The following is a 26,018-nucleotide window of genomic DNA, read 5'->3' as shown; positions in this document are numbered from 1 at the left end:
CATTATTTGCAATTTTAAATCCTGACATAAAATCATTAGCCCTCTTAGAGGGCTAATAATCACACTTATAATAATTTCACTAACATCTCTTCCAGTTTGTTCTGATCAACAGCAAACAAACGGATACCTTCTGCTAATTTCTCAACCGCCATCGCGTCGGAGTTATGTTCCCAGCGATATTCTGCTTCAGTAATTGGTGCCGGGCGATTCACTACCGTTTTTGCCGGCTCAAGTTTACGTACTACACTATCGTTTGAGTCTTTTAACTCATTTAATAAATTAGGGGAAATAGTCAAACGGTCACAACCCGCTAAAGCAAGAATTTGTTCTTTCTTACGGAAACTTGCACCCATAACGACAGTTTTATAACCGTGCTCTTTGTAGTAGTTGTAAATGGATTTTACTGATATCACACCTGGATCTTTCTCTGCATCATAATCGGTGATTGGTTGTCTGGTGTTATACCAGTCATAAATACGACCAACAAATGGAGAGATTAAGAATACGCCCGCTTCCGCGCACGCTCTTGCTTGTGCAAAAGAGAATAATAAAGTTAAGTTACAGTTGATACCTTCTTTTTCTAGCTCTTCAGCTGCTTTGATCCCTTCCCACGTTGAAGCCAGTTTGATTAAAATGCGTGATTTATCAATACCCGCTTGTTGATAAAGAGAGATAAGTTTACGTGCTTTCGCCACACACATACCACGGTCAAAAGATAAACGTGCATCCACTTCTGTTGAAATACGACCTGGTACATGTTTTAGAATTTCAGCACCGATATTAACGGCCACCTGATCACTAGCATTAATTAATTGAGTTTCTTTCGAGCCACCTTGTTTTTTAGCACTTTCAATAGCTGAGTCGATTAAATGCTTATATTGTGGTAGCTGAGCCGCTTTTAGAATCAGCGAAGGATTGGTCGTTGCATCTTCCGGAGCAAACTGTTTGATTGAGTCGATATCGCCTGTATCCGCGACAACAACGGTATATTTCTTTAGTTCATCTAATTGACTCATTGAATTACCCTCAATAATTACTTTTTAAAATAAATCTGAATTCCACAGCTGCCTGTACTGATTTGATACCGTTAAACTAATATAAATGAGTCACAACCTTCTCTGGCATTCATTGCTCATGTAAGATACTGGTACTGGTGAGTACCAAAAGCACTTCCTAAAATGTACTTTCATTACCTTATTTTGTCAGCTTTATATTGGTCATATTTAGTAACATTAATCTAAAAACGACAACACTCTTAAAGCTTCGTTAAATAAAATAAAAATTCAATAAAATCAAATAGTTAAAATATTGATATTTATTGATAATTTTCACTTTAAGATCAAAATAATTCAAATGTGCATTATCATAACATTTGTCAAAAAGAGTTCAATCCAAATTTCCTATTTCTTTAATAGAATTTAAACTGCTCTTATCTCTAAAATAGACATTCAGATATTATCTTGTCTGAAATTAACTATTTACTTTGTAACAAATTTAATACGGTACGTACATTGGATGCGCTGGTTGCAATAATATCAACCACACCAGTACGTAGCGCACCTAAAATTGCTGTTGCTTTAGTATTTTCAGAAGCGATCGCAATCACACATGGGATGCTTCTTAACTCTTCAATACTTAAACCAATTACGCGATCATTCATCACAGTATCAACCGGTTTACCCTGAATATTAAAGAATCCATAACCGGCAATTTCACCAATAACACCCTGATGAATACTGGCACTGATAATCTCTTGCGGGGTAAACCAGCCAAGTTGAACCATATAGCTGTTTTCATTCATATCACCCAGCCCAACCAGTGCAATATCTGCTTTACGAGCACGATCTAAAGTCTCTTTAATCACACGATTTTGCATGAAAGCATCTTTTAGTTCTTTGTTTTCAACATAAGCCGGGGCATAAAGTGTTTCACTCGTGGCACTAAATTTACGAGCTAAATGCCGGCTTATATGATCCGCATCGATCAGTTCACCAACACGATGAGTACCACCAATCCCACAAATAAATTTACAGTTACGTTCCGGAAAAATACCAATATGATTAGCCACCGCAGCAACATTACGTCCCTGACCGACGGCAATCGTCATATTATTTTTCAGGACGCTGGAGAGGTAGTTAGTGACAAGCGCGGCAACCTGACGTCGTTGCTCTTCTTCATCCTGATGATCAATAGCGATGAGTGCACGCTTAATATTAAAATTTTGGATGAGCTGTTGTTCAATACGAGAGCTGAACACCGGATGATATTTAACGTTGATCTCAACAATCCCTTCCGCTCTGGCTTTTTTCAGTAAACGACCAACCTTGATTCTGGATATACCGAATTTTTTTGCGATCTCTTCCTGTGTTTGCTCGTGCTCATAATAAGCCACAGCAATTTCAGTCAGTAAATCACTATCTTGTAGATCGAATTGTTCCATAATTTAGTAACCCTGTGTTAGTCGTTTATAATCAAATTATGTCTATTATAAACAATCTTGTTAAGATAATTCAGACACCGTAGCAATTATTTTACAAAAACCTTCTGCCTGCCATGCGCTGCGACCAATAAATAATCCATCAATATTTGGCTGAGTGATGAGTGCAGAAGCATTCTCCTGATTCACACTCCCACCATATAAAATCACGATCTGGTTTGCTATGTCTGTTCCGTATAATTCGACTAAAGCGGCTCTTAAAGCGGCATGAATCTGTTCAGCCTCCTCCGGAGTAGCTGGTACACCGTGCTCCCCGATCGCCCAAATTGGCTCATAAGCAATAATAACACGAGTCACTTCATTTGCCGATAATCCGGCAATCGCTGCTTTCATCTGTTTAATGACTGTTTCTCCGGACACACCCCACTCTTTATCCTGAGCACTGTCACCGATACAAACCAGCGGACAAAGATCATGTTTGAGCGATGCATACACTTTTTTATGTACGGTGAGATCGGTTTCACCGAAAAATTCACGGCGTTCAGAATGCCCCATTTCAACCAAAACTGCTCCGGTATCTTTCACCATTAAGGGGGAAATCTCACCGGTAAAAGCGCCCTGATCGGCATAATGCATATTCTGCACACCGGTTAAGCAATTGACTTGATGCTCTAACATAAATTTAGACACTTCACGCACAGCAGTAAAAGGCGGGATAACAAAAGGCTGAATATGAGATTTGACTTGAGGCATATGCTCTTTTAAGGTCTGACAAAATGTCATCGCTTCAGCAAGCGTTTTGTTCATTTTCCAACTGGTACCAACAAAGATTTTTTTCATTCTAAGTACTCCGGAAGTGTTCAATTGTTTTTGAATTGAACTATAGTTTAGCGATTATTTACCCTACTTTCTACTATTCATTTAATTAAGCCGTATTAAATTTTAAATAACAATATAATTAATATATAAATAATGTAAATTTATATCTATTCATGTTCATCAGAAAAATTAAATTACAGGTAACTAAAGTTCAAAATTAAAACTTTTGATTATCGCTATTTCAGATTATATAGTCACTTTTCATTATAAATATAACCAATTGATTTAATTGAATATATTTAAATTTATAAAAAAAGTATGCTTCATTCTTCACGAAGAAGAATAATTTTTAGTGATACATCTCACGAAATAAAAAAGAAGTCATTGCCATCCACTATACGCTGCTTTTATGATCGAAATTGAAACGTTCCAATAATTATCAAAATAAATAAAAAACCAGCTTAATTTCGTCTGAGGATTCCTTATGAAATTACAATTTCTAGGCACAGCTGCATCTGAAGGTATACCAAATCCTTTTTGCAAATGTGAAATTTGTGAAAAAACCCGTGTGGTAAAAGGAAAAGATGTTCGTACTCGTTCATCATTTTTAATTGATGATGTCTTACAAATTGATATAGCGCCTGAGTTTAGTTATCAGGTAATGCGTGAAAATGTTGATGTCACTAAAATTAAAGATCTGCTTTTCACTCATACCCATCCTGACCACTTTAATGTCGGCGACCTATTTAGCCGTATGGTGGATTTCGGTTTTAACATTACTCATCCGTTACATATTTATGGTAATGACCGGGCGATTAATGGTTGTCTTGATGTATTACCGGGATATAGTCCGGAGCGCTTTCAGTTCCATCTGAGTGTTCCTTACGTTACTATCACTACGTCTGCGGGTTACACCATTACACCACTACTGGCTAATCACGCGAAATGGGAATTCTGTTTTGTGTACGTGATCGAAAAAGATGGTAAGCGTATGCTATATGGTCATGACTCTGGCTATTTTCCGGAACTGACTTGGGACTGGCTGAAAGGTAAATATTTAGATCTGGCTATTTTTGAATGTACTTATGGCTATCGTCAAAATGATCGTACTAATAACCATATGAGCATTGAAACTGTTCTTTCAACTCATAAACGTATGCTGGATGAAAAAATCTTTGACCATAAAACTCAGGTTCTGACCTCTCATCACTCGCACAGCTGTGGGTTTATGCATGATGAACTGGTTGAAATTTTCAAACCTCATAACATTGAAGTCGCTTATGACGGCTTAACAAAAACAATATAAGGATAATCTGTCATGTTTAAACTCCCAAGACTTCTCATTATGATGTTCTTACAATATTTTGTGCAGGGTGCATGGAATATGGTTATTGGGGCAGTACTTGCCGCTTATGGTTTAAAAGAGATCGTTGGTTCTACTTACTCAGTCCTTGGTATTGCAACCATCATTTCACCACTCTTTATCGGTATGATTGCCGACCGTTTTATCGCTTCACAAAAAGTGATGGGTACTTTACATATTCTTAATGGTGCAGTGTTATTTACGCTACCGTTCTTTGTGGTAGATGGTAATGTTTCGGGCTTCCTAATCATGATCTTTGTTGTTGGCTTACTGTTCTACCCAACAACGGCGCTGGCAAACAGTGTCAGTTTCCGCCATATCGATGGCGTAAAATGGTTCCCAATCGTACGCGTATTTGGCACCATTGGTTTTATGACTGTGGGTTTCACACTCGGATTTACCGGTTTCTCTGGTACAGTAAGCTCATTTAAATTAGCCGCGATTGCTTCTGTCATTTATGGCTTATATTGCTTTACTCTGCCAAATACACCACCTGCATCAAAAGGTAAAAAATTCTCTATGCGTGACGTGCTTTGCTTAGATGCACTATCACTCTTTAAAGATAAATATTTTACTATCTTCATGTTATCGACTTTTGTGTTAATGATTTCTAAAACAGCTTACAGTGCGTATTTACCTGTTTACTTACCAGTACTTGGTCTTGAGCCTGCATCAATGATGCAAATTGCTACTGCCGTCGAAGTTCTGTTCATGGTCTTTTTAGCCTTCTTACTGGGTCGCTTTGGCTTTAAAAAGATTATTCTTTTCGGGGCAATCTGTTGGATTATTCGTAGTTTATTCCTGTCACAAGCAGCAGTCAGCGATAACTATCTGACTTACGTAATTATTGCTCTGTTACTACAAGGTGCGTGCTGGGACTTCTTCTTTACTGCGGGTGATATCTATGTGGATAGAAAAGCAGGTATTGAGATTAAAGCTCAGGCACAAGGACTTCGCTTCATTGTTTCTAACGGCTTTGGTGTGTTCATGGCATCAACTGTTTGCGGCATTATAAATAACAATGTAGTGACTGAAAAAGCTCTACCGGCAGCCGCCCCGCAATGGCAAGAGTTCTGGATCTATCCGGCCGTTGTCGCCGCCGTTGTTTCCGTCGGTTTCTGGATCTTCTTTAAAGATAAAGATGTCATCATTCCAAGAAAAACTGACAATGCAGCCGCATAATCTATAGATAATTAAAACTATAACCAGTGGCTCAGTCCTGAGCCACTTTATCACCAAATACATTACTTTTATTAAATAGGCTATATCATGAGTCAATTACTCACTTTGCTTGATCAATTTTTTATGACAAGTCATGGCATTGTTGTTTGTAAAATCTTATTTGCCTCTCTGCTTGGTGCTTTTATTGGCCTTGAACGCGAGCTAAAGAAAAAGCCTATTGGAATTAAAACCTGTATTATCATCGCAACCACTACCTGTATTTTAACTGTCGTGTCTATCCACGCAGCTGAATATTATGCTGAGGTATCACAAAATATTCGGACTGACCCGATGCGTCTGGCTGCTCAGGTTATTAGTGGCATCGGCTTTTTAGGTGCTGGCGTTATTTTACGTAAAAGCGATGATGCGATTTCAGGTTTAACTACTGCAGCAATTATCTGGGCTGCTGCCGGGGTCGGTATTGCAGTTGGTGCAGGCTTCTATTTTGATGCTTTTGTCGCAGCGTTTATGATTTTCTGTGCAGTCAAAATCAGTCCATTACTCATGCTGTTTCTACACCCAAAGAAAAGCTATATTGAGCGGGCTAAATTAACCATGAGACTCACTAATTCCTGTGCGATTGAAAGAGTGACACAACGCTTAGTACGTAAACATCATCGTATTGATTCAATTGCGATTAAAGATATTCCTGATGGTTTAGTCGAATTGGACTTAAAACTCACATTAAAACGCAAAGAAACCGCTTCAGAACTCTATTTAGCCCTAAAGCAGTTTGATGAAATTGTCGGAATAGAGCTTATCAGCTAAAGACACAGACTAACTACTTTTAATCAATTCTTTACTGTGTTCTGTTAATTTTTTATTGATATATTCGATGGTTTCTTCATCATTTAACTGATGATTAATCCAAAGATGAATTGCCTCACCAATCAGATTTTCTGCTAAACGCAAATTAATGAGGGAACCATTGTCAAAATGGTTCTCCCGCATTCCCTGATAGTTATTTTCTTTGGCTAAAGTCAGCCAAGGATATTGTTCCATCAGATGCTGCTCATTAAAGACATTATTTCTGGCTGATGAGCCACCCAGTAAAACAATTTGCTCAATAATTTCATCAGAAAATAGCCACTCAAAAAACTGTTTTACTTCTTCATTTTTATGGCTGTATTTAGACATCCCCAGTGAACCACCACCAAGCAGCGGTTGTTGCCCTGGAACGTCTACATAGCCAATAGACGGCGCAATATTACGTCTGGTCATATGGGAGAATAAGTTCATATACACAATGACCATCGCAATTTGACCGGTTTCAAATAATGAAACTGACTTATCCCACCAGGATGCATCCAGGTGCATAGCCACGTTCAGATACTCTCTTAACTCTTGTAGTGTTGATAAGGTTTTCGCTTTGTCCAGCTGTAATAAGTTCTTTTCAGTTCCTAATTTGCCACCTTGTGCATAGTAGCGCAGTAAAAATTCAGAGGCGACAATCTCAGCATTGCCCAGAGTAATACAGCTGCCATATTCAGTGGACACATAAGGATTATCCTGCTGAGAAAAGAACTGTGTAATTTGAGTAAATTGTTCAAAATTGGTCGGAACAGTTAAGACGGATTTATACTTTTCATAGAAAAAGCGTTTTAATGTTGCGTCATTAAACAGATCTTTACGATAAAACAGCATCTGCATACTTGGGTCAAAAGGAATACCGTAAAGCGTATCATTGACTTCACTATAGCGCTTAATAAGTTGTTTAGAGTAATGTTTATTCAGTTGCTGTGGATCAAAATTAAACTCTGTCAGCGGTTTTAAAGTCGTCTCAGCAAACCAAGGGAGTCCTGCCATATCGATACGAATAATATCAATATGTTGATGCTTAGATAGGTCACTCAGTATAGTACCCACTTCATTAAATGGTCTGACGATCAGATTAACATCAATACCAGTTTGACGTTTAAAATGCGGTAATAGCTTACGTACCGCCTCAGTCGATGGACTTGGCAGAATTAAAAAATCCAGAGTCTGCTTAGCCAGGGAGCTCTCTTTCTCATCAGCTGCATTCTCATCAAAAATAAAGCCTTTATTGACAACCTTTATTGGCGATGCACCTTCTATCACACGGGCAATTTGCTGACTGAGCATACCATAATTCATATGATATTGATGGATATTGCTCTCTTTTAAAATGGTACCGCTACTTAATGTGTAGACAGGTGGGCAAGCTTTTGTGCTTCCTAAATAGCTGGCATTACGTAAGTATTCAGCACGTTTTATATCACTACACACAATCGCATCTAATGTTTCCGGTGTTTTTTCTGCAGAGAAAAAGTCAAATGCTAAGCTATATGTACTTTCATGTGATGAAGACTCTAAATGAGTTAACTGATAAGGATAATCTTGCTGTTTAAATTGCTCAATAATCCCCTGCCGGAACTGCTGGGAATGCGTATTTTTCAGTTGATTAGTAAACAAACCTATTTTGTGATAGTTCTGCGTGATTAACTTAGCGGCGATATCGCGACCTGCCTGAAAAAAGTCCAGTGACACAAACTGTTTACTGTTCTTAAGCCGACGATAGACAAAAATAGTTTTGTCCTGCAATCCTTTGAGTGCCTGATAATAATCATCTGCATCTTGCAGGCAGGACACAGTAACAATTGCAAAATCACGTTTAGTGGCAATACGTTGAATAATCTGCTGTTCAATCTCCGGGCGGTTGCCAGTTAAATATAAAGAAAGCTCATAGCCTTTTGGATAGAAATACTTTTGCAAACCTTCATATAAAATAGAGTACTGTTCAGATGAGATATCCGGCAAAATGATAGAAATAGTATTACTCTGCCCTTCTCTTAAAAATTTAGCCTGAGCGTTAGGTTGATAACCAAGCGTACGTGCTGCTTCTTCAACACGCTTAATTTTATCAACACTGACATTTCCCCGACCATTCAAAACATTTGAAACAGTGCCATGGGCAACTCCGGCAAGACGAGCAATATCTTTTATTGTTGGCACATTAGCTCCACGATCAATTCAAACGTTGCAATTTTATATCACAATATCTTTTTATTGTTAACGACAAGGTAAAGTAAGTCAACTGGCAGTTAATAAGCAGTAATTGTAGTTTTTGTGAATTTGATCACACTCGTAAGTGAAACTAAAAAAATCCTCTTTTTTTAAAATCTAATTTCACTTTTCCTCTAAGTCATCTCTATTTGTTATTGTTATATTTCAATAATTTTCTTTTTATCACTAATTTTTAGTTTACACACCCTTTCATTATCTTTCACTTCGAAAGATATTTTTATGTTTTTTGCACTATAAACAGAATGTGATCCAGATATCAATTTCATTGTCTGTAATTTGTTTAAATTAGCAAAGACAACGAAAGGATGTAATTAGGAGACTGAGATGAGTGAAGAAATAAATACAGTTCAGCGTCGCGAAAAAATTGTTGATCTGCTCTGCGATGAAGGTTCTGTCTCGGTAAATACGCTAAGCCAACTATTTAATGTCTCAACTGTTACTATTCGTAATGATCTGCGTAATCTGGAGAAAAAAGGTTGCCTGCTACGCTCTTATGGTGGCGCCATTTTGAACAAACAATTCGCCTTTGATAAACCACTGCAAGATAAAAGCCGAATTAATTTTGGCATCAAAAATATTATTGCGCAAAAAGCTGCTGAATTAGTTCAAGACGGCGACCGTATCATTCTGGACTCAGGCTCAACGACTGCTTTAATGGTACCTTACTTACAATCTAAGCGTAACCTCATTGTAATGACCAATGCTTTAAACATTGCCTATGACTTAGCTACTAATACTGATGTGGAAGTGTTAATTGCCGGTGGCAGCGTCAGAAAAAATGCCTATTCAATTTCAGGCCCGTCAGCAGAACAAATTCTTAGGATGTATAACTTCAATAAACTTTTCTTAGGTGTAGATGGCTTTGATTTAGAAGCAGGTATCACCACACCAAATTTTGCTGAGGCCTACGTAAATAAAGCGATGTGTGAAGTTTCACATCAAATCATTGCTATCACTGATTCTAGTAAATTCGGGCGTAAAAGCTTTTGTATGATCGAAAAAATCGACAACATTGATACGGTTATCACCGATACCCAAATCCCTGCTAACTATTTAACTTCGCTGGAAGATAAAGGCATCAATGTTATTTTGGCCGATCAAAAACCAACAACTCATCGTTCTACTCTTAGACATAACAGGAAATAATCATGAATACATATTTCTCTTACTCAGACGACTGGCTTAATGAGCACAACGCTCATCATACAGCTCGAGAGATCAGTCACCAACCACAAATCTGGGAAAACGTGTGGACACAGCTTAATGCTAAAAAAGACGTCTGGCAGGATTTCTTAAAACCGTTACTTGCTGATCCGGAGCTGGAAATTATTCTGACTGGTGCAGGTTCTTCTGCTTTTGCTGGTGTTACTTTAGCTCCGTGGTTAAGAGAACACACGGGCCTTAATGCACGTGCTTATGGTTCAACAGAGATCGTGGCTAATCCTTTACAATACTTCTCACCTAAGAAGAAGACATTAGTTGTTTCTTATGCTCGTTCTGGTAATAGCCCGGAAAGTGTTGCCGCGGTGAAACTTGCCGATCAGCTTATCGAGAATTGCTACCACCTGTTTATTACCTGTAATCCAAACAGTGCACTAACTAAATATGCCACTGGTTCAAATAAAATTTGCGAACTGGTAATGCCGGAAGGTACCCATGATTTAAGTTTTGCTATGACGTCAAGTATCAGTAGTATGATGCTGGCAACCATTCTGGTGATGGGTGTAAACAATTTTGAAGAGTCACAGCAAAATGTTAAAACATTTGCCGATATCTGTCGCAGCAAATTAAATGACTGGCAGGAAATCACCAAGTCACTGGCTAAACAACCTTTTGAACGTATTGTCTATGTAGGCAGTAGCTGCTTTACTGGTATCGCTCAGGAAGCAGCACTAAAAGTCCTGGAACTGACTGCGGGTAAAATTGCCACGCGTTTTGATTCAATTTTAGGTCTGCGTCATGGTCCTAAATTTATGATCGATAATAAGACACTTGTAGTCTGCTTCCTGTCTGGTGAAGCTTATACGCGCCAATATGACTACGACCTATTTAATGAAATTTCTCATGACCATATTGCTAAATGTGTTATTGCTCTTAGTGGTAAAACAGATAGCAACGAAAACATCCTATCACTGGATACATCTTTAGATGATATCTGGTTGATTTTCCCTTACCTGCTATTTGCACAAATGGTGGCATTTGAGAAATCACTGAGTGTGGGACTGACACCTGATAACCCATGTCCAACCGGAGAAGTTAACCGGGTGGTAAAAGGTGTCAATATCTATCCATTTTCTAAACAATAATAAAACCAAGGAGCATATACATGGGCAATCCAAATATCTTAATGACCCGTATTGATAACCGACTGGTACACGGACAAGTCGGCGTAACATGGACCAATACCCTTGGTGCAAATTTACTACTTGTTGCAAACGATAGTGCTGCTCAAGACCCTGTTCAACAAAACCTGATGGACATGGTGGTAGCAGATGGTGTGCAAACTCGTTATTTCACACTACAAAAAACAATCGACATTATTGCAAAAGCAGCGAGTCACCAAAAAATCTTTATCGTTTGCAAGACACCCCAAGATGTCTTAACACTTGTTAAAGGTGGTGTGCCAATTAAATTTGTCAATGTTGGCAATATGCATTTTTCAGAAGGTAAAAAACAAATTCATAAAACCGTTTCAGTTGATGATTCAGATATCGCAGCATTTAACGAACTAATCGCCTTGGGTATTCCTTGCGAAGTTCGTCGTGTGCCTGATGAGTCAGGAGAAATGATTGGCGATTTACTTAAACGTAGTTAATTAAAAGGAGCACCGAATATGTTAGTTGATGCTTTATTGATTGGTCTTATAGCAGGCATTGCCGGCGTAGACTTATTTGATGGTCTGACGCATTTGCACAGACCAGTTGTTATCGGGCCAATTGTTGGTCTTATTTTAGGTGATGTTAAAACCGGTTTACTGGTTGGTGGGTCACTTGAACTTGTCTGGATGGGAATGGTACCTTTAGCTGGCGCACAACCACCTAACGTCGTTATTGGCGGGGTTATTGGTACTGCATTTGCAATTTTAACCAAAGCTGACCCACAAGTAGCAATCGGTATTGCAGTACCATTTGCCATTGCCGTTCAGGGCTGTATTACCATTCTATTTACTGTTTACTCTCCAATGATGCATAAATGCGACAAAATGGTTGATGAGCTAAACTTTAGAGGTATTGAGTGGGTTAACTACCTGGGTATGATTATCCTGTTCTGTTTCTACTTTATCGTTGCATTTTTACCAATCTACTTTGGTGCAGAAGCGGCAACAGCTCTGGTTCAAAAATCACCACAATGGCTACTTGATGGTTTAAGTGTAGCTGGTGGAATGATGCCTGCGATCGGTTTTGCTCTTCTTATGAAAATTATGATGAAGAAAACTTATGTTGCTTACTTCATTTTAGGTTTCTTAGGTGTAACTTTCTTAAATTTACCAATCATTGCCATCGCACTAGGTGCTTTAGCAATTGCCTTAATTGATTTCTTCAATGCTGGCCGTAATAACAATAGTGATAGCGATACCCCGAAAAATAATCAAGCCGCTGTGGAGGTTGAAGATGGCATTTAATGATGATGATAAAAAAATGGCAGACAAATCGGCTCAAAGAATGGAACAAGCTTTAGCCACCAGTAAAGTTGCTGCTGATACTTATATCGACCAGACCGAAGCTGCACCTTTAACTAAAGGCGAAATTAATCGCATGGCGTTTCGTTCGTTAGCACTACAGGCTTCATTTAACTACGAGCGTATGCAAGCTGGTGGTTGGTTATATACCATTTTACCAATGCTGCGTAAAATCCATAAAAACCCGGAAGACTTAAAAAACTCAATGCACATGCATATGGAGTTTATCAACGTCCATCCATTTGACGTGACTTTCCTATCAGGACTAGTTCTGGCAATGGAGCGCGGTAAAGAGAATATCTCGACTATTCGTGCTGTTAAAGTTGCCTTAATGGGACCTTTAGGTGGTATCGGTGATGCGCTATTCTGGTTAACGTTACTACCAATTTGTGCGGGTATTGGTGCATCGCTGGCTTTAGAAGGCAGCCTGTTTGGTCCAATTCTATTCCTGCTGATGTTTAATATCGCTCACTTTGGTCTGCGTTTTGGTTTAGCACATTACGGCTATAATGCAGGTACCAGTGCATTGCCACTGCTGAAAGCCAATACTAAACGTATTTCTCACGCAGCATCAATTGTCGGTATGACGGTTATCGGAGCGCTCGTCGCCTCTTATGTCCGGCTGTCTACGACACTCACCATTGATGCCGGTCAGGCACACGTTGCACTGCAAACTGACGTGTTTGATAAGTTAATGCCAAACCTGCTTCCTTTAGGTTTCACATTACTTGTTTATAGTCTGATGAAACGCAACTTCTCTCCTGTCAAACTTATTGGTTTAACCGTAGTATTTGGTGTGGTTGGTAAGTTAATCGGGTTCTTGTAATCGGTTTCTTAAAACAGAGGAAAACGTTTATGATCGGAGTTATATTAACAGGCCATGGCAGTTTTGCCACTGGCCTTCATGAAGCAGCTATTCAGATCGTTGGTAAGCAGGAACAATTTCATGCAGTTAACTTTCCTGATGGTGCCAGCACAGAAGCGTTAGAGCAACAACTACGCGATGCGGTAAAAGTTTGTGATAAAGGTGATGGTGTTATTTTCTTAACTGATTTGTTAGGAGGCTCCCCATTTAGAACCGCTTCTTTAATCAGTTTTGAACTGACTCAAGCAGAAGTTATTACCGGTACTAATATGCAGTTATTACTTGAGTTACTGCTTGAGCGTGAAGATCTTACACCACAGGAAGCTCGTGATGTGATGATCGAAAGTGCCAGAATTGGTATCACCAGCTTTTGGCACGAAAATCAAAAAAAATCCAGTCAAACAGAGGTTTGTGATGATGGGATCTAAAACTATTCATGCCAGTCGGATTCTTACTGAATCCGGTTGGCTTGAAAATGGTCTGATTACCTTAAATGAACAAGGGAAAATTGAATCTATTGTTGCAGCAAAGATCCCTTGTCCAAATAACTTAATCGTTATGCCTGCTTTAATTGATACACATATCCATGGTGCCATGGGATCTGATGTGATGGATGCCACCCATGAAGCATTAAATACCATGAGTCAGTTTTTGGCGTCTCGTGGAGTGGGTGCTTTTTTAGCAACAACTGTCACAGAATCTGATGCACATACTGAAGCGGCCCTTGAACAAGTCAAAAAAAGCTATCGTCAGGGTTTAGATGGTGCAGAGCTACTGGGTAGCTATTTAGAAGGCCCTTTCTTTACCGCTAAAAATAAAGGTGCCCATCCGGAAGCCTTGCTCAAAGCGCCAGATCAAGCTTTAATTGAAAAATGGATGGCAATTGCACAGGATTCACTAAAATGTATTGCCTTAGCCCCGGAATATCCTAATGCTCTGGATATGATAGCGTGGTTAAAAAACAAGGGGCTGCGAGTCATGCTCGCTCATACTGATGCCAGTTATGAAACAACAAAAGCAGCACTACAGGCTGGCGCCGATGGCGTTGTGCATTGTTACAACGGCATGTCGGGCTTACATCATCGTATGCCGGGCGTAGTTGGCGCAGCTTTTACGGTACCAAATTGTTGTACTGAAATTATTGTTGATGGACACCACGTACATTTTGCGGCTGTCAATGTTGCCCTACGCTGCTGTGGTAAGAACCTCATCTTAATTAGTGACGCTATGCGGGCAACAGGTATGCCTGATGGTGACTATTATCTGGGTGAACTATTAGTCCATATGCAAGGCGGTATCGTTAAAACTGATAGCGGCAGTCTTGCCGGCAGTACTTTAACACTCAATACTGCAGTGAATAATCTGGCTGAAGCCGGTGAGATTTCATTTGCAGAGGCCTGGTTACATGGCAGTCATTATCCAGCCAGATCATTGGGTCTTGACCACAAGCTTGGTAGTATTGCGCCAAATAAACAAGCTAATTTAGTTCTGCTAACACCAGATCACCAACTTACAGCAACTATTGTGAAAGGTAAGATCGTATTTAATTCAACCCATCTTCCGGAGGGAGTATGTATTTAATCTCCAGTAAAAACATGTTATTAAAAGCACAAAAAGAGGGCTACGCAGTCCCGGCTTTTAATATTCATAATCTTGAAACCGTACAAGTGATTGCAGAAACTGCAGCAGAAATGCAATCACCCGTTATTATGGCTGGTACACCAGGCACATTTACTTATGCGGGTTTAAGCTATTTAATTTCTATCTGTCAGGACGCAGCAGCACTGCATAACCTGCCTTTTGCCCTGCATCTTGATCACCATGAAAAACTCTCTGATATTCAAACCAAAGTCTCTGCAGGAATTCGTTCTGCAATGGTCGATGGCTCACACCACCCTTTTGAAGAAAATATTGCTCTGGTCAGTCAGGTAGTAAAATTCTGTCATCGTTATGATACCAGTGTTGAAGCGGAACTTGGCCGTCTTGGTGGTCGTGAAGATGATTTAGTGGTCGATGCTAAAGATAGCTTCTTTACTGATCCACACTCAGCAGTTGAGTTTGTCAAAAAAACCAATATTGACTCTTTAGCTGTGGCTATTGGTTCTGCTCATGGTCTTTACCATGGTGAGCCAAAACTTGATTTTGAACGTCTGGCACAAATTCAGAGCAAACTGGATATTCCACTGGTATTACATGGAGCTTCGGGTATTCCTGAAAATATGGTGCGTCGTTCAATTGAACTGGGTATTTGTAAAGTAAACGTTGCAACAGAGCTGAAAATCGCTTTCTCTGATGCGGTTAAAGCCTATTTTAATGAAAACCCTGATGCCAACGATCCTCGTTATTATATGACACCGGGTAAAGCGGCAATGAAAAAAGTAGTTGAGGAGAAAATCAGAATCTGTGGCAGTGCTGGTCAATTGTAATTACTGATTTTTCTGATAACTAAGAGTTATCAACATTTGTAGAAATATCTCATTTTATCTTTTCTTGTTTCTTTTACAGGCATTCATAGCGCTAGGTTATGAATGCTTTTTTCTCACCTCCATCCTGTAAATTCTTTTACGTTCTAGCCTTAGAAAATAAAATTATCCAGTGAAAAATCAAATAATAAATTTTACATAGCCTTGGATAAAGCCAGATAAGTTGTATAATTGACCCCGTGATATAAAAGGATTTTATCTTCACATTACACAAGGAGGTGTTTAATGAAACGCCATAAAATCACAAAAAAAATCCTATCAGTAATGATCTCTCTTGCTTTAGGTAGCCATGCTATGACCAGCATGATATTACCCGCACAAGCAGCAACCTATACAGTTACCGATGAAACTTCACTTAACAATGCTTTAAGTCAGGCTACTGCTGGTGATACCATTCAAGTATCAAACGGTTTTGTACTAAGTGGAGTCAAAATTCCAGCGGGCTCCGGATTTATTTTAACAGGTAATGACAAACAACTTTTAGGTAACAATACCTTTGCTATTTTAGATATGACAGGTGAAGAGCTTAATAGCTTACAACATATAGAGCTCAATAATGGCAATTCTGCCACTACTGGTGGTGCTCTAACTGTTGATGATGTTATTAATGGTATTGATGATGTCGCCTTTAGAAATAACACTTCCACGTCTGACGGCGGTGCCGTTTATATCGCTGACGACCTGAATGGTGGACTGACCGATAATATACATATTGATACTAACCAAACAACTTCTGGTAATGGCGGAGGTATTTATGTTGGTCATGATTTTAATGGCGGGATTCAAGGTCTTACCAGCGACTCTCACTTTGATGGCAATAAAGCCTTAGCCGGTAATGGTGGTGGGCTTTACGTGGGTAATGATTTTAACGGACGTATCTACGCTAACTATTTTGCTGGCAATCAGGCAATCAATGGTGGTGGGATGTATGTCGGTCACAACTTTACCGGCACTTTAGATAGTTACTCCTTTTTTATCAATAACATTGCTAGTGGTGATGGCGGTGGCTTATATGTCGCCAATGATTTTATTGGTGATATTAAGGGTGCCATTGTGAATAACAACACCTCACAAAATAATGGCGGTGGTTTCTATATCAACAATAACCTACAAGGTAATTTAGGTGGTGATTATACCGGCAATACTGCCAGTGCTGATGGTGGTGCTGTCTGGATTGGTGCCATAATCAGCGGTAATATTCAGGGTACATTTAATACCAATACAGCAACTAATGGTAGTGGTGGTGCCATCTGGGTTTCCAGCAATCTTGGTGGGGGTATTTTAAATTCAGTATTTAAACAAAATACTGCTGGTACTAACGGCGGTGCCGTTGATATTGAAGGTTCTGTTAATGGTGATTTAAACAATATTCAATTTATACAGAATAAAACTACCAACGGACAAGGTGGCGCTCTAAATATTGGTGGTGATATTACCGGTAATATTAATCAGGGCGTCTTCCACAATAACCAGTCTAAATTAGATGGCGGAGCCATTGATGTTGCCGGGAGTATAAATGGTACCATCACCAGTGATTTTACCGCTAACAGTAGTGATAGTGGTAATGGTGGAGCTATCAACGCAGGAGGTAACTTATCTAATATCACTAATTCAAACTTCCTGCAAAATATTGCTGGTACCGATGGGGGCGCCATTAATACAGTAGGTAATATTGATGGTGATATTAATAAAACGACATTCTATGGCAATAAAGCAAATAACGGTTCAGGAGGTGCTATCAGTACAACCGGAACAATTAATAACATTTTAAACACCAGTGAGTTTTCAATAAACTCAGCATCTGGTGATGGTGGCGCAATCAATACCAGCGGAATTATTGGCAATATTGATAAAGGTGTTTTCTTCCTTAATACCAGTGATACAGGTAATGGCGGTGCTATCAATACAACCGACGGGATTACAGGGGCTCTTTCTAATACTACGTTCTTATTAAATGAAGCAACCAGTGGTAGCGGCGGTGCCATTAATACCACTGGCAGTCTGTCAGATATTCTTAACTCCAAATTTAGTTTAAATACTGCCGGCGCTAATGGTGGTGCGATTGCTGCCAGCTCTATTTCTGGAGATATCAGTGGCAGTAATTTTTTAAGTAATCGTGCAGGTGGACTTGGTGGCGCTTTATATATTGATGATGTGCTTAATATTAGTGTTACTTCTGGTAAAACATCTGAATTTAGTAACAACAGAGATAGCACAGGTCTAAACAGTATTCACTTTGCCTCTACCGCCACTCAGGCTGATTTCAATGTAGATGGTACACTTTATCTTTATGACCCAATCAGTGCTGACAGTGTCATTGATATCAATAAGACAGGAAGCGGTTTGCTTGTTCTTGGTGGTAAAAATATGATGAACGGTGGTGACTGGAATATTCAAAGTGGTACCTTACAGCTCACATTTGATGATGATAACGGCACAAGCAAAATTAATAATATTGATAACTTCAATCTCTCTTCGGATGCTATTTTAGCAGTAGTCCCAACAGAAGCACCGGCAGAAATTGACGCAAATGGCGTCATTCAATTAGATGGTAAAGTCACACTAGCCAGTGATCTAAGTTCTATCGCCAGACCAATTCACTTAAATAACAACAGTATTATGCTACATTTAAATCAGGCGTATTCCGGTGCTGGTGAAATTCTTTCGACTTCGGGTAAATTCTCCTTAGGTTTCTATGATTATGAATATGAGAACTTAGGCTGGATTAATGACAACCACGATTTAAGTTTTGTAACAACATCAGAAACGGTTAACCCTGGTCGTAGTGGTAGCTATGCAGCAGATAGTTCTTACCGTTTAGCAATGGCTAACGAAACACCCAACAAAATTTTTGAACATATTGACTCCTTACTTGGTGATATTACCACCACGGATAACAATTTAAACAGAGAACTTTGGGGCACTTTCTTCAATAATACAACACGTACTGATTCACATGGTATTTTTGCTGGCTCATCTGCCAAAGTACCGGGGCTTGTGATTGGTCATGACTGGTTATTTAGCAGAAATAGCTTTGGTGGTGTAGCTATCTCTTATACCTGGCCACAATATAAACAAGAGTCATTACAAAGTGATGGTAAAGACGTAAGATTAAACCTTTACGGTGGTACCCTGCTACATAATGACTGGTATCTTGGTTATTTGGCTACCGCTGGTTTTGGTGATTTAAGACATACGCGTTCCATTGCAGGTAGCAGCCATAGCGCTAAATATGATACGGAGCATTATTCAGTTGGTTTCAGCCTGGCTAAAGCCTATCATCCATGGAAAGATAACATCATTAAACCCTTTATGACTTATGAATATATCATTGTCAAAACAGACGGTTACACTGAAAGCAATAATGCCAATGACACAGGGATTACCTCAGCCAGTCACCATGAAAACGTGTCACGTTTAAAAGCCGGCTCACAATGGATTTATGAATTTAACGCTGATTCTAATTTAAAATGGAGTCTGTACTATCAAGGTCTATATGGTGATCGTTCGGCAAATGTACACAGCTCTTTAAATATTGATGATAACTACTCTGTAGCTGTACCAACGGAGGATATTGCTCGTCACTATTTAGGTACACAACTTGCCTGGAATATGCAATTAACACCAACATCACAATTTACTTTGGCTTACACCGGGGTATTTGGTGAGCGTTCAAGAAGTAATGACTTTGGGATTAATTTTGAATATAAATTCTAATCAGTACTAAACACCAAAAGGCATCAAATTGATGCCTTTTTTATTTATTCTACACTAAGCAAAAGCGACCTTCTCATCCAGCGGTTGTAATGTCTGTTTTAATCGATGGGTAAAATCCTGCCAGTGATAAAAACCTGGGATACTCTCACTGACACCGCTTAACAATAAATTCACTGAGTGTGGTGGATTTTGCAGATCAAGGACTTCCGCCTGTCTTATTTGTTGCATAGTTTGATAAATATACTCAGCTTTAAAATAAACTTGCTGAGTTTTAGAATCCCGCCAGCGTTGTAAAACGACTTTACCGCCAATTGGTGTACTTTCCAGTTGTCCCGGTAACTGATAAGAGCTAAATTTAAGTGCAGTAAGCAGCGAGGCAATATTAGAATCGTGTCCAACTAAGAACGTAAATTTGGACGGCACATTACCAGAATTAAATAGTCCGTCAATGGCATGCATTAAAGGCATCGCCAGATGAGTCGCTGTAAAAGGTGACTGGAATAAAATATCCATATAACGATTTTTAATATCAGCCAGTTGCTTCCACTCCTCCTGACTTTGAATATTCCCCCAAGCGATCTGACTTTCCGGTACACCTTCATAATATTGTAAAATAAAGGCGTCAGCCACAGCTGTAGCAATATTGATAGGCCCATAGATATCAGGCTGTTCTTTAGAGATGACAGATAACGACGTTGGAATATGAATAAACTGCTCATAGCCATGTTTCTGACGATAGTCTGATGCTGAGTAATTCAAAATCTTCTCAATAATTTGATAAGCAGAATGCAATTCGTCGTTTAACCGCTCAATGGACTCAGAAATCCCAGCCTGACTGGCGATGTCCTGCTGAATTTGCATAAGAATCTCTTGACGACTATCCCTGATCTGAGGATTAAAGATCGGGTCCATTCTTTCAATCGGATAACGATGTTTAACTGTTACATCTTCACCGGCAAATGCGCCTGTTGAAAAATATTGCGCGGTTGCTACAGTTCTTTGCAAACTATTGGAATAAACAAAAACATCCTGCCCGGAAATTGCCTGACCCAGAGTAATTAGCTGACGCTGATCCAGCCACTGACGGAAATAAGCGCCAAAATACGCTTCAAGTAACCCACCCTTCTGAGTTAGATAACCTGATTTTACCTGCCATGGCATCCACTGGTGCGTGGTAATCGTTTCCAGTAACGCCTTTGTTTGTGGGAGCGGAGAACGAATTCCATGACGACTTAATACAACAACTTGTTCAAGAATATCAGGTACTTGGATTTTCATTAGCAAAACTCATTATTTAACATGAAAACCAACATAACATAGCCTGATAAAAATTTGAATCATCCGGATTATTTTCTTATTTTGAAAGTACATTGCAGGCTTATCCACTCTATGGTTGTCGTCTTTTTGCAAAAGTGTGATTTACATCACATTGATAAACCAAACCTGCGTGGAAAGAATCAATTTAGTTCGCTTTCGAACTGAGAGAGGCAGCTCAGATTGAGCCCAGTAAAGAAAAGCGATCCGCTCATTTCGTTTTCTTACACAAAACAGAATAACCCTTTCGATTCAATAGTAAAAGAAAGGGTTTAAGAGTCAAAACTAGCATCCTAAAAACTGTGATTACACTCTCATTATCAAGCAGCACAATGTGTTGAACTATATGCCAAGATATGTACATCCTTAATTATTTGACTATTTAGGTATCAGAAAATGAAAGCAATCATCGCAGCACATAAAAATCACCAACATATTGGCATTTATTCTGTGTGCTCTGCTCACCCTTTAGTAATCGAAGCAACCTTACATTTCAATCTTAATCTTGATTGTAAAGTACTCATCGAATCAACCTCTAATCAGGTTAACCAATTTGGCGGTTATACCGGTATGACACCAGCTGATTTTAGAGATTTTGTGTATGCTATTGCTGATAAAGTTGGCTTTCCAAAACAACGCATCATTTTAGGGGGCGATCACTTAGGTCCAAACTGTTGGCAAAATGAACCTTCCGAACAAGCCATGCTTAAATCAGAAGTTTTAATTGCAGAATATGTCAAAGCTGGCTTCACCAAAATTCACTTAGATACTTCAATGTCTTGTGCAGATGATACAATTCCATTAGATCCGGAAATTGTCGCCAAACGTTCTGCTCGTTTATGCCTTTCCGCTGAACAAGCTGCAACAACAGAACAAAAAGCACAGCTGTCTTATGTGATTGGTACAGAAGTTCCTGTACCGGGCGGTGAATCACATGCAATTGATACCGTTCAGGTAACAACAACGACAAGTGCTGAACAAACGATTACCACACATAAAGTGGCGTTTGAAAAGCTGGGACTAACTGAAGCCTTTACTCGTGTTATCGCCATTGTTGTACAACCGGGCGTAGAGTTTGATCATAGTAATATCGTGCACTATGAAGCTGATAAAGCTAAAACCTTATCTCAGTTTATTGAAGCAACAAACCTTGTCTATGAAGCGCACTCAACAGATTATCAAACACCAAATCACCTGCGTGAACTAGTCAGAGATCACTTTGCTATTTTAAAAGTCGGTCCGGCACTTACTTTTGCCTTAAGAGAAGCTGTTTTTGCCTTAGCACATATCGAAAAAGTGTTAATTACACCAGAAAACCAAAGCCATATAATTGACGTGATGAATGATGTTATGCTTAATGATCCAAAATATTGGCAAAAATATTATTCAACACAATATTCACAGTATCGTATTGATTTAGATTTTAGTTTATCTGATCGTTGTCGTTATTACTGGCCTGAGCCAAGAATTTGTCAGGCGCTGGATAAATTATTACTCAATCTTTCGATGGTTAAAATTCCACTTGGTGTACTGAGTCAATATATGCCAATTCAGTTTAACCGAGTGCTGGAGCAACATTGTCCACTGGAAGCTAAGGCATTGTTACTCGATAAGATTCAAGATATTTTGCGACAATACGATTATGCTTGTCGTTAATTAGTACTAAAAAATATAACAATATTTGTACCTATTCATCCTAACTGGAGGTTTTATGAAGTTAAAAAAACTGGGTTTATTACTTAGCTTACCTTTAACCATGTCTTTTGCTGCTGAAGCGGTAGAAAACGCTAATAACTATTCACTAGAACAAGTCGTCGTTTTCAGTCGTCATGGTTTAAGAGCCCCTCTTGCCAGCCCAAACAGCACTCTTGGGAAAGTTACACCAAATCAATGGCCACAATGGGATACAACCCCAAGCTATTTAACCAATCGCGGTGGTGTGCTTGAGGCCTATTTTGGTCACTATTTCAGTGAGTGGTTAGTGGATAATAAATTACTGGCAGACAACACTTGTCCAACAGATAAAGACGTTTATATCTACACCAACAGTATGCAAAGAACGATCGCAACTGGTCAATACTTTGCTGTAGGTGCATTCCCGGGCTGTATCGTGCCAGTTGTACATAAACAAAAAATTAACACCATGGATCCAACATTCTTCCCGGTGATTCGTGACAGCAGCCCTGAGTTTAAAGAAGCAGCGATTGCCTCTATGAATGCAACTGCAGGTCCAAAAGGTTTAGATGGTCTTAATGAAGAGTTAAAACCAACGTATCAATACCTTTCTAATATCATTAAATATAAAGAGTCAGCTAACTGTGTAACAGATAAGCAATGTGACTTTGTTGCACCAGCAACGACCTTAATTATTGAAGCGGGTAAAGAGCCGGGTATCAATGGTCCACTACGTACTGGTACATCAATTGCTGATGCCTTTATTTTACAATACTATGAAGGTGCACCGTTGCAAGATGTTGCCTGGGGTCAAATCAAAACTAACCAACAATTTGAAGATTTAGTGGCAATTAAAGAACACTACAACACGATTCTATTTGGTTCTCCGGTTGTGGCAAAACAAGTTGCAGCAAACCTGGTTAAATATATTAACAACACTTTCACTGATTCAAAAAATCAGGCTAAGTTCACGTTCTTATCAGGTCATGACTCAAACGTAGCGTCTCTATTCTCTTCAATCGGAATCAAACCTTACGTTCTGCCAAACCAATTTGAAACAACGCCAATTGGCGGTAAAGTAGTATTTGAACGCTGGAAAGATAACAATACTGGTAAAGAGTTTATGAAAATTGAATATGTTTACCAATCAACCGATCAAATTCGTAATCTTGAAGAGTTAAATCGTAACAACCCACCACAACGCGTAACGTTAGAAATGGCTGGTTGTCCGACTAATGAAGCTGGTTATTGCCCGATGGATCAATTCCAAAAAGCGATGAGCGACGCAACAAAATAGTCCTTATCTTATAATAAATAAACCCGATTAAATCGGGTTTATTTTTATCCTCATTTTCAGATTGATATCACACTATTAAAAACGTCAAAGTACTTCTGACAAATAATTAATAACAATCAAACATTTAAAATAGTTTTTTCAATAAAATCAATGGGTTACCCAACCCTGTTTATGCAGGTATTCCAGCATAAATGGACGCAGTTCTTTGGTTAACGTTTTACTGATTTGTGAACTCCAGCCTACTTTCTTTTGATTGGTTGAGCGGGAGCCATAATAGTGCTCTAAGTGCTTGTCATATTCATTTAACAGCGTTTTATCAACCGGCTGGTACTGATTCTCAAAAAAGACTAAATCAGTGGGTAAACGAGGTTTTAGCTCCGGATTAGAAGCTGGTGTACCAATACACAAACCAAACAGTGGTAAAACGTATTTTGGTAAATTCAAACGTTCAGTAACCTGTTCCACGCTATTACGGATACCACCAATATATACACAACCCAGTCCTAAGGATTCAGCAGCAACGACTGCATTTTGCGCCATAATTGCAGTATCGACACAACCAAGCAGTAGCTGCTCAGCCCCGCCAACACGCGCTTCAGGTTCAATTTGTAAATGACGATTAAAGTCAGCACAGAAAACCCAAAACTCAGGTGCCTGGGCAACATATGGCTGACCGCCAGAATAAGTCACAAAATCTTTACGTAGCGCATGGTCAGAAATACGAATAATCGTACTACATTGTAGAAAACTTGAACTTGATGCAGCTTGTGCTGATTTTAGAATAGCTAAACGCTGCTCCTGTGTTACAGGTTTATCTGTAAACGAACGAATAGAACGGTGCTGCATTAATAAATTAATCATGTCTGATGGCATATAAATCACCTGAGAGCTCATTAATATTTTATGTTAATGGCAATGAGCCAGAAATAAAGAAACAAATATTGTACCTAATTCCTACTAAATTACTATACTATTATCACAATCATTGATAATCACCTGATCGATTAATGGTAAATTCTTGTGGTTTCTCATTGAATAAATTTAGTTTTACCCATATATCTGTATGATATCAAAATAAAATTTAATAAAGATTTAAGATATGGCTAAGAACCGTTACTACAATTCTTCACTGACTCATCATACGCCAGATGGTTTTTGTAATACAGAGCCGTTGACAATAAAACGTCAGGATGTCAGAAAATGGAGTCTCGATCGCTTCAAAAACAAATATCCTCATGCACCAAAGGCTGGGTATGATGATTTCTTTGCTACGTGGTGGCAGGAAGCTGATTTCTCAGACTTAACTGATGGGGTTTGGTGGCTGGGTCACTCGACGTCATTAATTCGTGTAAATAACATCACGATTTTAACTGATCCGGTTTTTTCTTATCGGGCATCGCCAGTGCGATTTTTAGGTCCTAAACGCCGAACACCAGCTGCAGCAAAAGTAGAACAACTACCTCATATTGACGCAATTGTGATTTCGCACGATCACTATGACCATTTAGACTACCCTTCTATCAAAAAACTGTTAGCACGCTTTCCTGATGTTCAGTTTTTTGTACCACTGGGAATGAAAGCTTGGTGCCTTAAACAAGGTGTTAAAAATGTGATTGAGCTTGACTGGTGGCAAAACACAGAATTTAAACAAATAGAATTTACCTTTGTGCCGGCCCGGCACTGGACACAGCGCAGTTTATTCTCAAAAAACCGGGTACTTTGGGGTGGGTGGTTCATCAGGAGTCCACAACAGACCGTCTATTTTATGGGAGATACCGGATATTCTCCAACTCTGCAGACAATCAGCCAGCGACTGGGTCCAATTGATATTGCCCTTATTCCTATTGGTGCGTATGCTCCGCGCTGGTTTATGAAAAACCAACATATCGATCCTTATGAAGCCGTTCAGCTTTTTCAAGAATTACAATGTAAGAAAGCGATTGCCATCCACTGGGGAGCATTTGAACTTGCAGACGAACCTATTGATGAACCACCCGAACTGTTAACTCAGGCGTTAGAAAAACAGAAACTAACTAATGAGCTGTTTCTGTTGTTAAAAATTGGGGGAAAGTACAGTATTGATGATAAAAATTGATAGTGCAAA

Annotated in this window: 21 protein-coding genes; 15 read left to right on the top strand and 6 right to left on the bottom strand. The window is 39.1% G+C overall.

Annotated elements, in window-relative coordinates; all coding sequences use genetic code 11:
- Positions 1–65: 65 nt before the first annotated feature.
- The 3 genes from tal to IPMB12_RS04735 all read right to left on the bottom strand — a co-directional run bounded on the left by tal (position 66) and on the right by IPMB12_RS04735 (position 3,277).
- Positions 66–1,016 (bottom strand): transaldolase, encoded by a 951-nt coding sequence (gene tal / locus IPMB12_RS04745; RefSeq protein ID WP_166915444.1) that lies wholly within the window; start codon positions 1,014–1,016, stop codon positions 66–68.
- Positions 1,017–1,474: 458 nt separating this feature from the next.
- Positions 1,475–2,440 (bottom strand): sugar-binding transcriptional regulator, encoded by a 966-nt coding sequence (locus IPMB12_RS04740; protein WP_166915442.1) that lies wholly within the window; start codon positions 2,438–2,440, stop codon positions 1,475–1,477.
- 60 nt (positions 2,441–2,500) lie between these two features.
- Entirely contained in the window at positions 2,501–3,277 is a 777-nt protein-coding gene (locus tag IPMB12_RS04735) for a triose-phosphate isomerase (RefSeq protein ID WP_166915440.1), read from the bottom strand.
- Between the two features lie 463 nt (positions 3,278–3,740).
- Between IPMB12_RS04735 and IPMB12_RS04730 the strand changes: the two genes are divergently transcribed.
- The 3 genes from IPMB12_RS04730 to IPMB12_RS04720 all read left to right on the top strand — a co-directional run bounded on the left by IPMB12_RS04730 (position 3,741) and on the right by IPMB12_RS04720 (position 6,608).
- The gene (locus tag IPMB12_RS04730; protein WP_166915438.1) at positions 3,741–4,562 is read left to right on the top strand and encodes an MBL fold metallo-hydrolase; all 822 of its coding nucleotides are present in this window, start codon (positions 3,741–3,743) and stop codon (positions 4,560–4,562) included.
- Positions 4,563–4,574: 12 nt separating this feature from the next.
- Complete coding sequence (locus IPMB12_RS04725; protein WP_166915436.1) at positions 4,575–5,801, top strand: MFS transporter; 1,227 nt, start codon at positions 4,575–4,577, stop codon at positions 5,799–5,801.
- 87 nt (positions 5,802–5,888) lie between these two features.
- On the top strand, positions 5,889–6,608 hold the full coding sequence (locus IPMB12_RS04720; protein WP_166915434.1) for an MgtC/SapB family protein: 720 nt from the start codon (positions 5,889–5,891) through the stop codon (positions 6,606–6,608).
- A 9-nt stretch (positions 6,609–6,617) separates the two neighbouring features.
- Here the strand turns inward: IPMB12_RS04720 and IPMB12_RS04715 are convergent, their stop codons facing one another.
- Positions 6,618–8,813 carry an extracellular solute-binding protein gene (locus IPMB12_RS04715; protein WP_166915432.1) on the bottom strand — a complete coding sequence of 732 codons (2,196 nt, stop codon included), beginning with the start codon at positions 8,811–8,813 and terminating at the stop codon, positions 6,618–6,620.
- 396 nt (positions 8,814–9,209) lie between these two features.
- Here IPMB12_RS04715 and agaR point away from each other — a divergent pair, with 396 nt between their 5' ends.
- The 9 genes from agaR to IPMB12_RS04670 all read left to right on the top strand — a co-directional run bounded on the left by agaR (position 9,210) and on the right by IPMB12_RS04670 (position 19,629).
- A complete protein-coding gene (agaR, locus tag IPMB12_RS04710) occupies positions 9,210–10,031 on the top strand; it encodes a transcriptional repressor AgaR (RefSeq protein ID WP_166915430.1) in 822 nt (273 codons plus the stop codon).
- A gap of 2 nt (positions 10,032–10,033) precedes the next feature.
- A complete protein-coding gene (locus IPMB12_RS04705) occupies positions 10,034–11,191 on the top strand; it encodes an SIS domain-containing protein (RefSeq protein ID WP_166915428.1) in 1,158 nt (385 codons plus the stop codon).
- 20 nt (positions 11,192–11,211) lie between these two features.
- Complete coding sequence (gene agaV / locus IPMB12_RS04700) at positions 11,212–11,700, top strand: PTS N-acetylgalactosamine transporter subunit IIB (protein WP_166915426.1); 489 nt, start codon at positions 11,212–11,214, stop codon at positions 11,698–11,700.
- A gap of 18 nt (positions 11,701–11,718) precedes the next feature.
- On the top strand, positions 11,719–12,507 hold the full coding sequence (gene agaW, locus IPMB12_RS04695; RefSeq protein WP_166915424.1) for a PTS N-acetylgalactosamine transporter subunit IIC: 789 nt from the start codon (positions 11,719–11,721) through the stop codon (positions 12,505–12,507).
- Complete coding sequence (locus IPMB12_RS04690) at positions 12,497–13,390, top strand: PTS system mannose/fructose/sorbose family transporter subunit IID (protein WP_166915422.1); 894 nt, start codon at positions 12,497–12,499, stop codon at positions 13,388–13,390. The genes agaW and IPMB12_RS04690 overlap by 11 nt, the downstream gene beginning before the upstream one ends.
- A gap of 29 nt (positions 13,391–13,419) precedes the next feature.
- Positions 13,420–13,857 (top strand): PTS galactosamine/N-acetylgalactosamine transporter subunit IIA, encoded by a 438-nt coding sequence (agaF, locus tag IPMB12_RS04685; protein WP_166915420.1) that lies wholly within the window; start codon positions 13,420–13,422, stop codon positions 13,855–13,857.
- A complete protein-coding gene (gene nagA / locus IPMB12_RS04680) occupies positions 13,847–15,010 on the top strand; it encodes an N-acetylglucosamine-6-phosphate deacetylase (RefSeq protein ID WP_166917694.1) in 1,164 nt (387 codons plus the stop codon). The genes agaF and nagA overlap by 11 nt, the downstream gene beginning before the upstream one ends.
- Complete coding sequence (locus IPMB12_RS04675) at positions 15,001–15,855, top strand: tagatose bisphosphate family class II aldolase (RefSeq protein WP_166915418.1); 855 nt, start codon at positions 15,001–15,003, stop codon at positions 15,853–15,855. Before nagA ends, IPMB12_RS04675 begins: the two co-directional genes overlap by 10 nt.
- A gap of 282 nt (positions 15,856–16,137) precedes the next feature.
- Positions 16,138–19,629: an autotransporter outer membrane beta-barrel domain-containing protein gene (locus IPMB12_RS04670; protein ID WP_166915416.1), complete on the top strand. Its 3,492-nt coding sequence runs from the start codon at positions 16,138–16,140 to the stop codon at positions 19,627–19,629.
- Positions 19,630–19,683: 54 nt separating this feature from the next.
- Here IPMB12_RS04670 and IPMB12_RS04665 read toward each other — a convergent pair whose 3' ends face one another.
- Positions 19,684–20,907 carry a histidine-type phosphatase gene (locus IPMB12_RS04665; RefSeq protein ID WP_166915413.1) on the bottom strand — a complete coding sequence of 408 codons (1,224 nt, stop codon included), beginning with the start codon at positions 20,905–20,907 and terminating at the stop codon, positions 19,684–19,686.
- 432 nt (positions 20,908–21,339) lie between these two features.
- On the opposite strand from IPMB12_RS04665, the gene gatZ reads away from it, so the two are divergent.
- Positions 21,340–22,599 (top strand): tagatose-bisphosphate aldolase subunit GatZ, encoded by a 1,260-nt coding sequence (gene gatZ / locus IPMB12_RS04660; protein WP_166915411.1) that lies wholly within the window; start codon positions 21,340–21,342, stop codon positions 22,597–22,599.
- 55 nt (positions 22,600–22,654) lie between these two features.
- Entirely contained in the window at positions 22,655–23,914 is a 1,260-nt protein-coding gene (agp, locus tag IPMB12_RS04655; RefSeq protein ID WP_166915409.1) for a bifunctional glucose-1-phosphatase/inositol phosphatase, read from the top strand.
- A 147-nt stretch (positions 23,915–24,061) separates the two neighbouring features.
- Here agp and nfsA read toward each other — a convergent pair whose 3' ends face one another.
- On the bottom strand, positions 24,062–24,787 hold the full coding sequence (gene nfsA, locus IPMB12_RS04650; RefSeq protein ID WP_228720400.1) for an oxygen-insensitive NADPH nitroreductase: 726 nt from the start codon (positions 24,785–24,787) through the stop codon (positions 24,062–24,064).
- A gap of 226 nt (positions 24,788–25,013) precedes the next feature.
- Here nfsA and IPMB12_RS04645 point away from each other — a divergent pair, with 226 nt between their 5' ends.
- On the top strand, positions 25,014–26,009 hold the full coding sequence (locus IPMB12_RS04645) for an MBL fold metallo-hydrolase (RefSeq protein WP_166915407.1): 996 nt from the start codon (positions 25,014–25,016) through the stop codon (positions 26,007–26,009).
- Positions 26,010–26,018: the final 9 nt, after the last annotated feature.

Source organism: Zophobihabitans entericus (assembly GCF_011745665.1).
GTDB lineage: Bacteria > Pseudomonadota > Gammaproteobacteria > Enterobacterales > Orbaceae > Zophobihabitans > Zophobihabitans entericus.
This window is presented reverse-complemented; position numbering and strand designations above follow the sequence as displayed.

Excerpts from the sequence above, each read along its gene's own strand:
- IPMB12_RS04705 (WP_166915428.1), top strand. The coding sequence starts at position 10,034 with ATGAATACATATTTCTCTTACTCAGACGACTGGCTTAATGAGCACAAC.
- IPMB12_RS04725 (WP_166915436.1), top strand. The coding sequence starts at position 4,575 with ATGTTTAAACTCCCAAGACTTCTCATTATGATGTTCTTACAATATTTT.
- IPMB12_RS04670 (WP_166915416.1), top strand. The coding sequence starts at position 16,138 with ATGAAACGCCATAAAATCACAAAAAAAATCCTATCAGTAATGATCTCT.
- IPMB12_RS04720 (WP_166915434.1), top strand. The coding sequence starts at position 5,889 with ATGAGTCAATTACTCACTTTGCTTGATCAATTTTTTATGACAAGTCAT.
- agaR (WP_166915430.1), top strand. The coding sequence starts at position 9,210 with ATGAGTGAAGAAATAAATACAGTTCAGCGTCGCGAAAAAATTGTTGAT.
- IPMB12_RS04690 (WP_166915422.1), top strand. The coding sequence starts at position 12,497 with ATGGCATTTAATGATGATGATAAAAAAATGGCAGACAAATCGGCTCAA.
- IPMB12_RS04740 (WP_166915442.1), bottom strand. The coding sequence starts at position 2,440 with ATGGAACAATTCGATCTACAAGATAGTGATTTACTGACTGAAATTGCT.
- IPMB12_RS04730 (WP_166915438.1), top strand. The coding sequence starts at position 3,741 with ATGAAATTACAATTTCTAGGCACAGCTGCATCTGAAGGTATACCAAAT.
- IPMB12_RS04645 (WP_166915407.1), top strand. The coding sequence starts at position 25,014 with ATGGCTAAGAACCGTTACTACAATTCTTCACTGACTCATCATACGCCA.
- agp (WP_166915409.1), top strand. The coding sequence starts at position 22,655 with ATGAAGTTAAAAAAACTGGGTTTATTACTTAGCTTACCTTTAACCATG.
- IPMB12_RS04735 (WP_166915440.1), bottom strand. The coding sequence starts at position 3,277 with ATGAAAAAAATCTTTGTTGGTACCAGTTGGAAAATGAACAAAACGCTT.
- agaW (WP_166915424.1), top strand. The coding sequence starts at position 11,719 with ATGTTAGTTGATGCTTTATTGATTGGTCTTATAGCAGGCATTGCCGGC.
- nagA (WP_166917694.1), top strand. The coding sequence starts at position 13,847 with ATGGGATCTAAAACTATTCATGCCAGTCGGATTCTTACTGAATCCGGT.
- IPMB12_RS04675 (WP_166915418.1), top strand. The coding sequence starts at position 15,001 with ATGTATTTAATCTCCAGTAAAAACATGTTATTAAAAGCACAAAAAGAG.
- agaV (WP_166915426.1), top strand. The coding sequence starts at position 11,212 with ATGGGCAATCCAAATATCTTAATGACCCGTATTGATAACCGACTGGTA.
- agaF (WP_166915420.1), top strand. The coding sequence starts at position 13,420 with ATGATCGGAGTTATATTAACAGGCCATGGCAGTTTTGCCACTGGCCTT.
- tal (WP_166915444.1), bottom strand. The coding sequence starts at position 1,016 with ATGAGTCAATTAGATGAACTAAAGAAATATACCGTTGTTGTCGCGGAT.
- gatZ (WP_166915411.1), top strand. The coding sequence starts at position 21,340 with ATGAAAGCAATCATCGCAGCACATAAAAATCACCAACATATTGGCATT.
- IPMB12_RS04665 (WP_166915413.1), bottom strand. The coding sequence starts at position 20,907 with ATGAAAATCCAAGTACCTGATATTCTTGAACAAGTTGTTGTATTAAGT.
- nfsA (WP_228720400.1), bottom strand. The coding sequence starts at position 24,787 with ATGCCATCAGACATGATTAATTTATTAATGCAGCACCGTTCTATTCGT.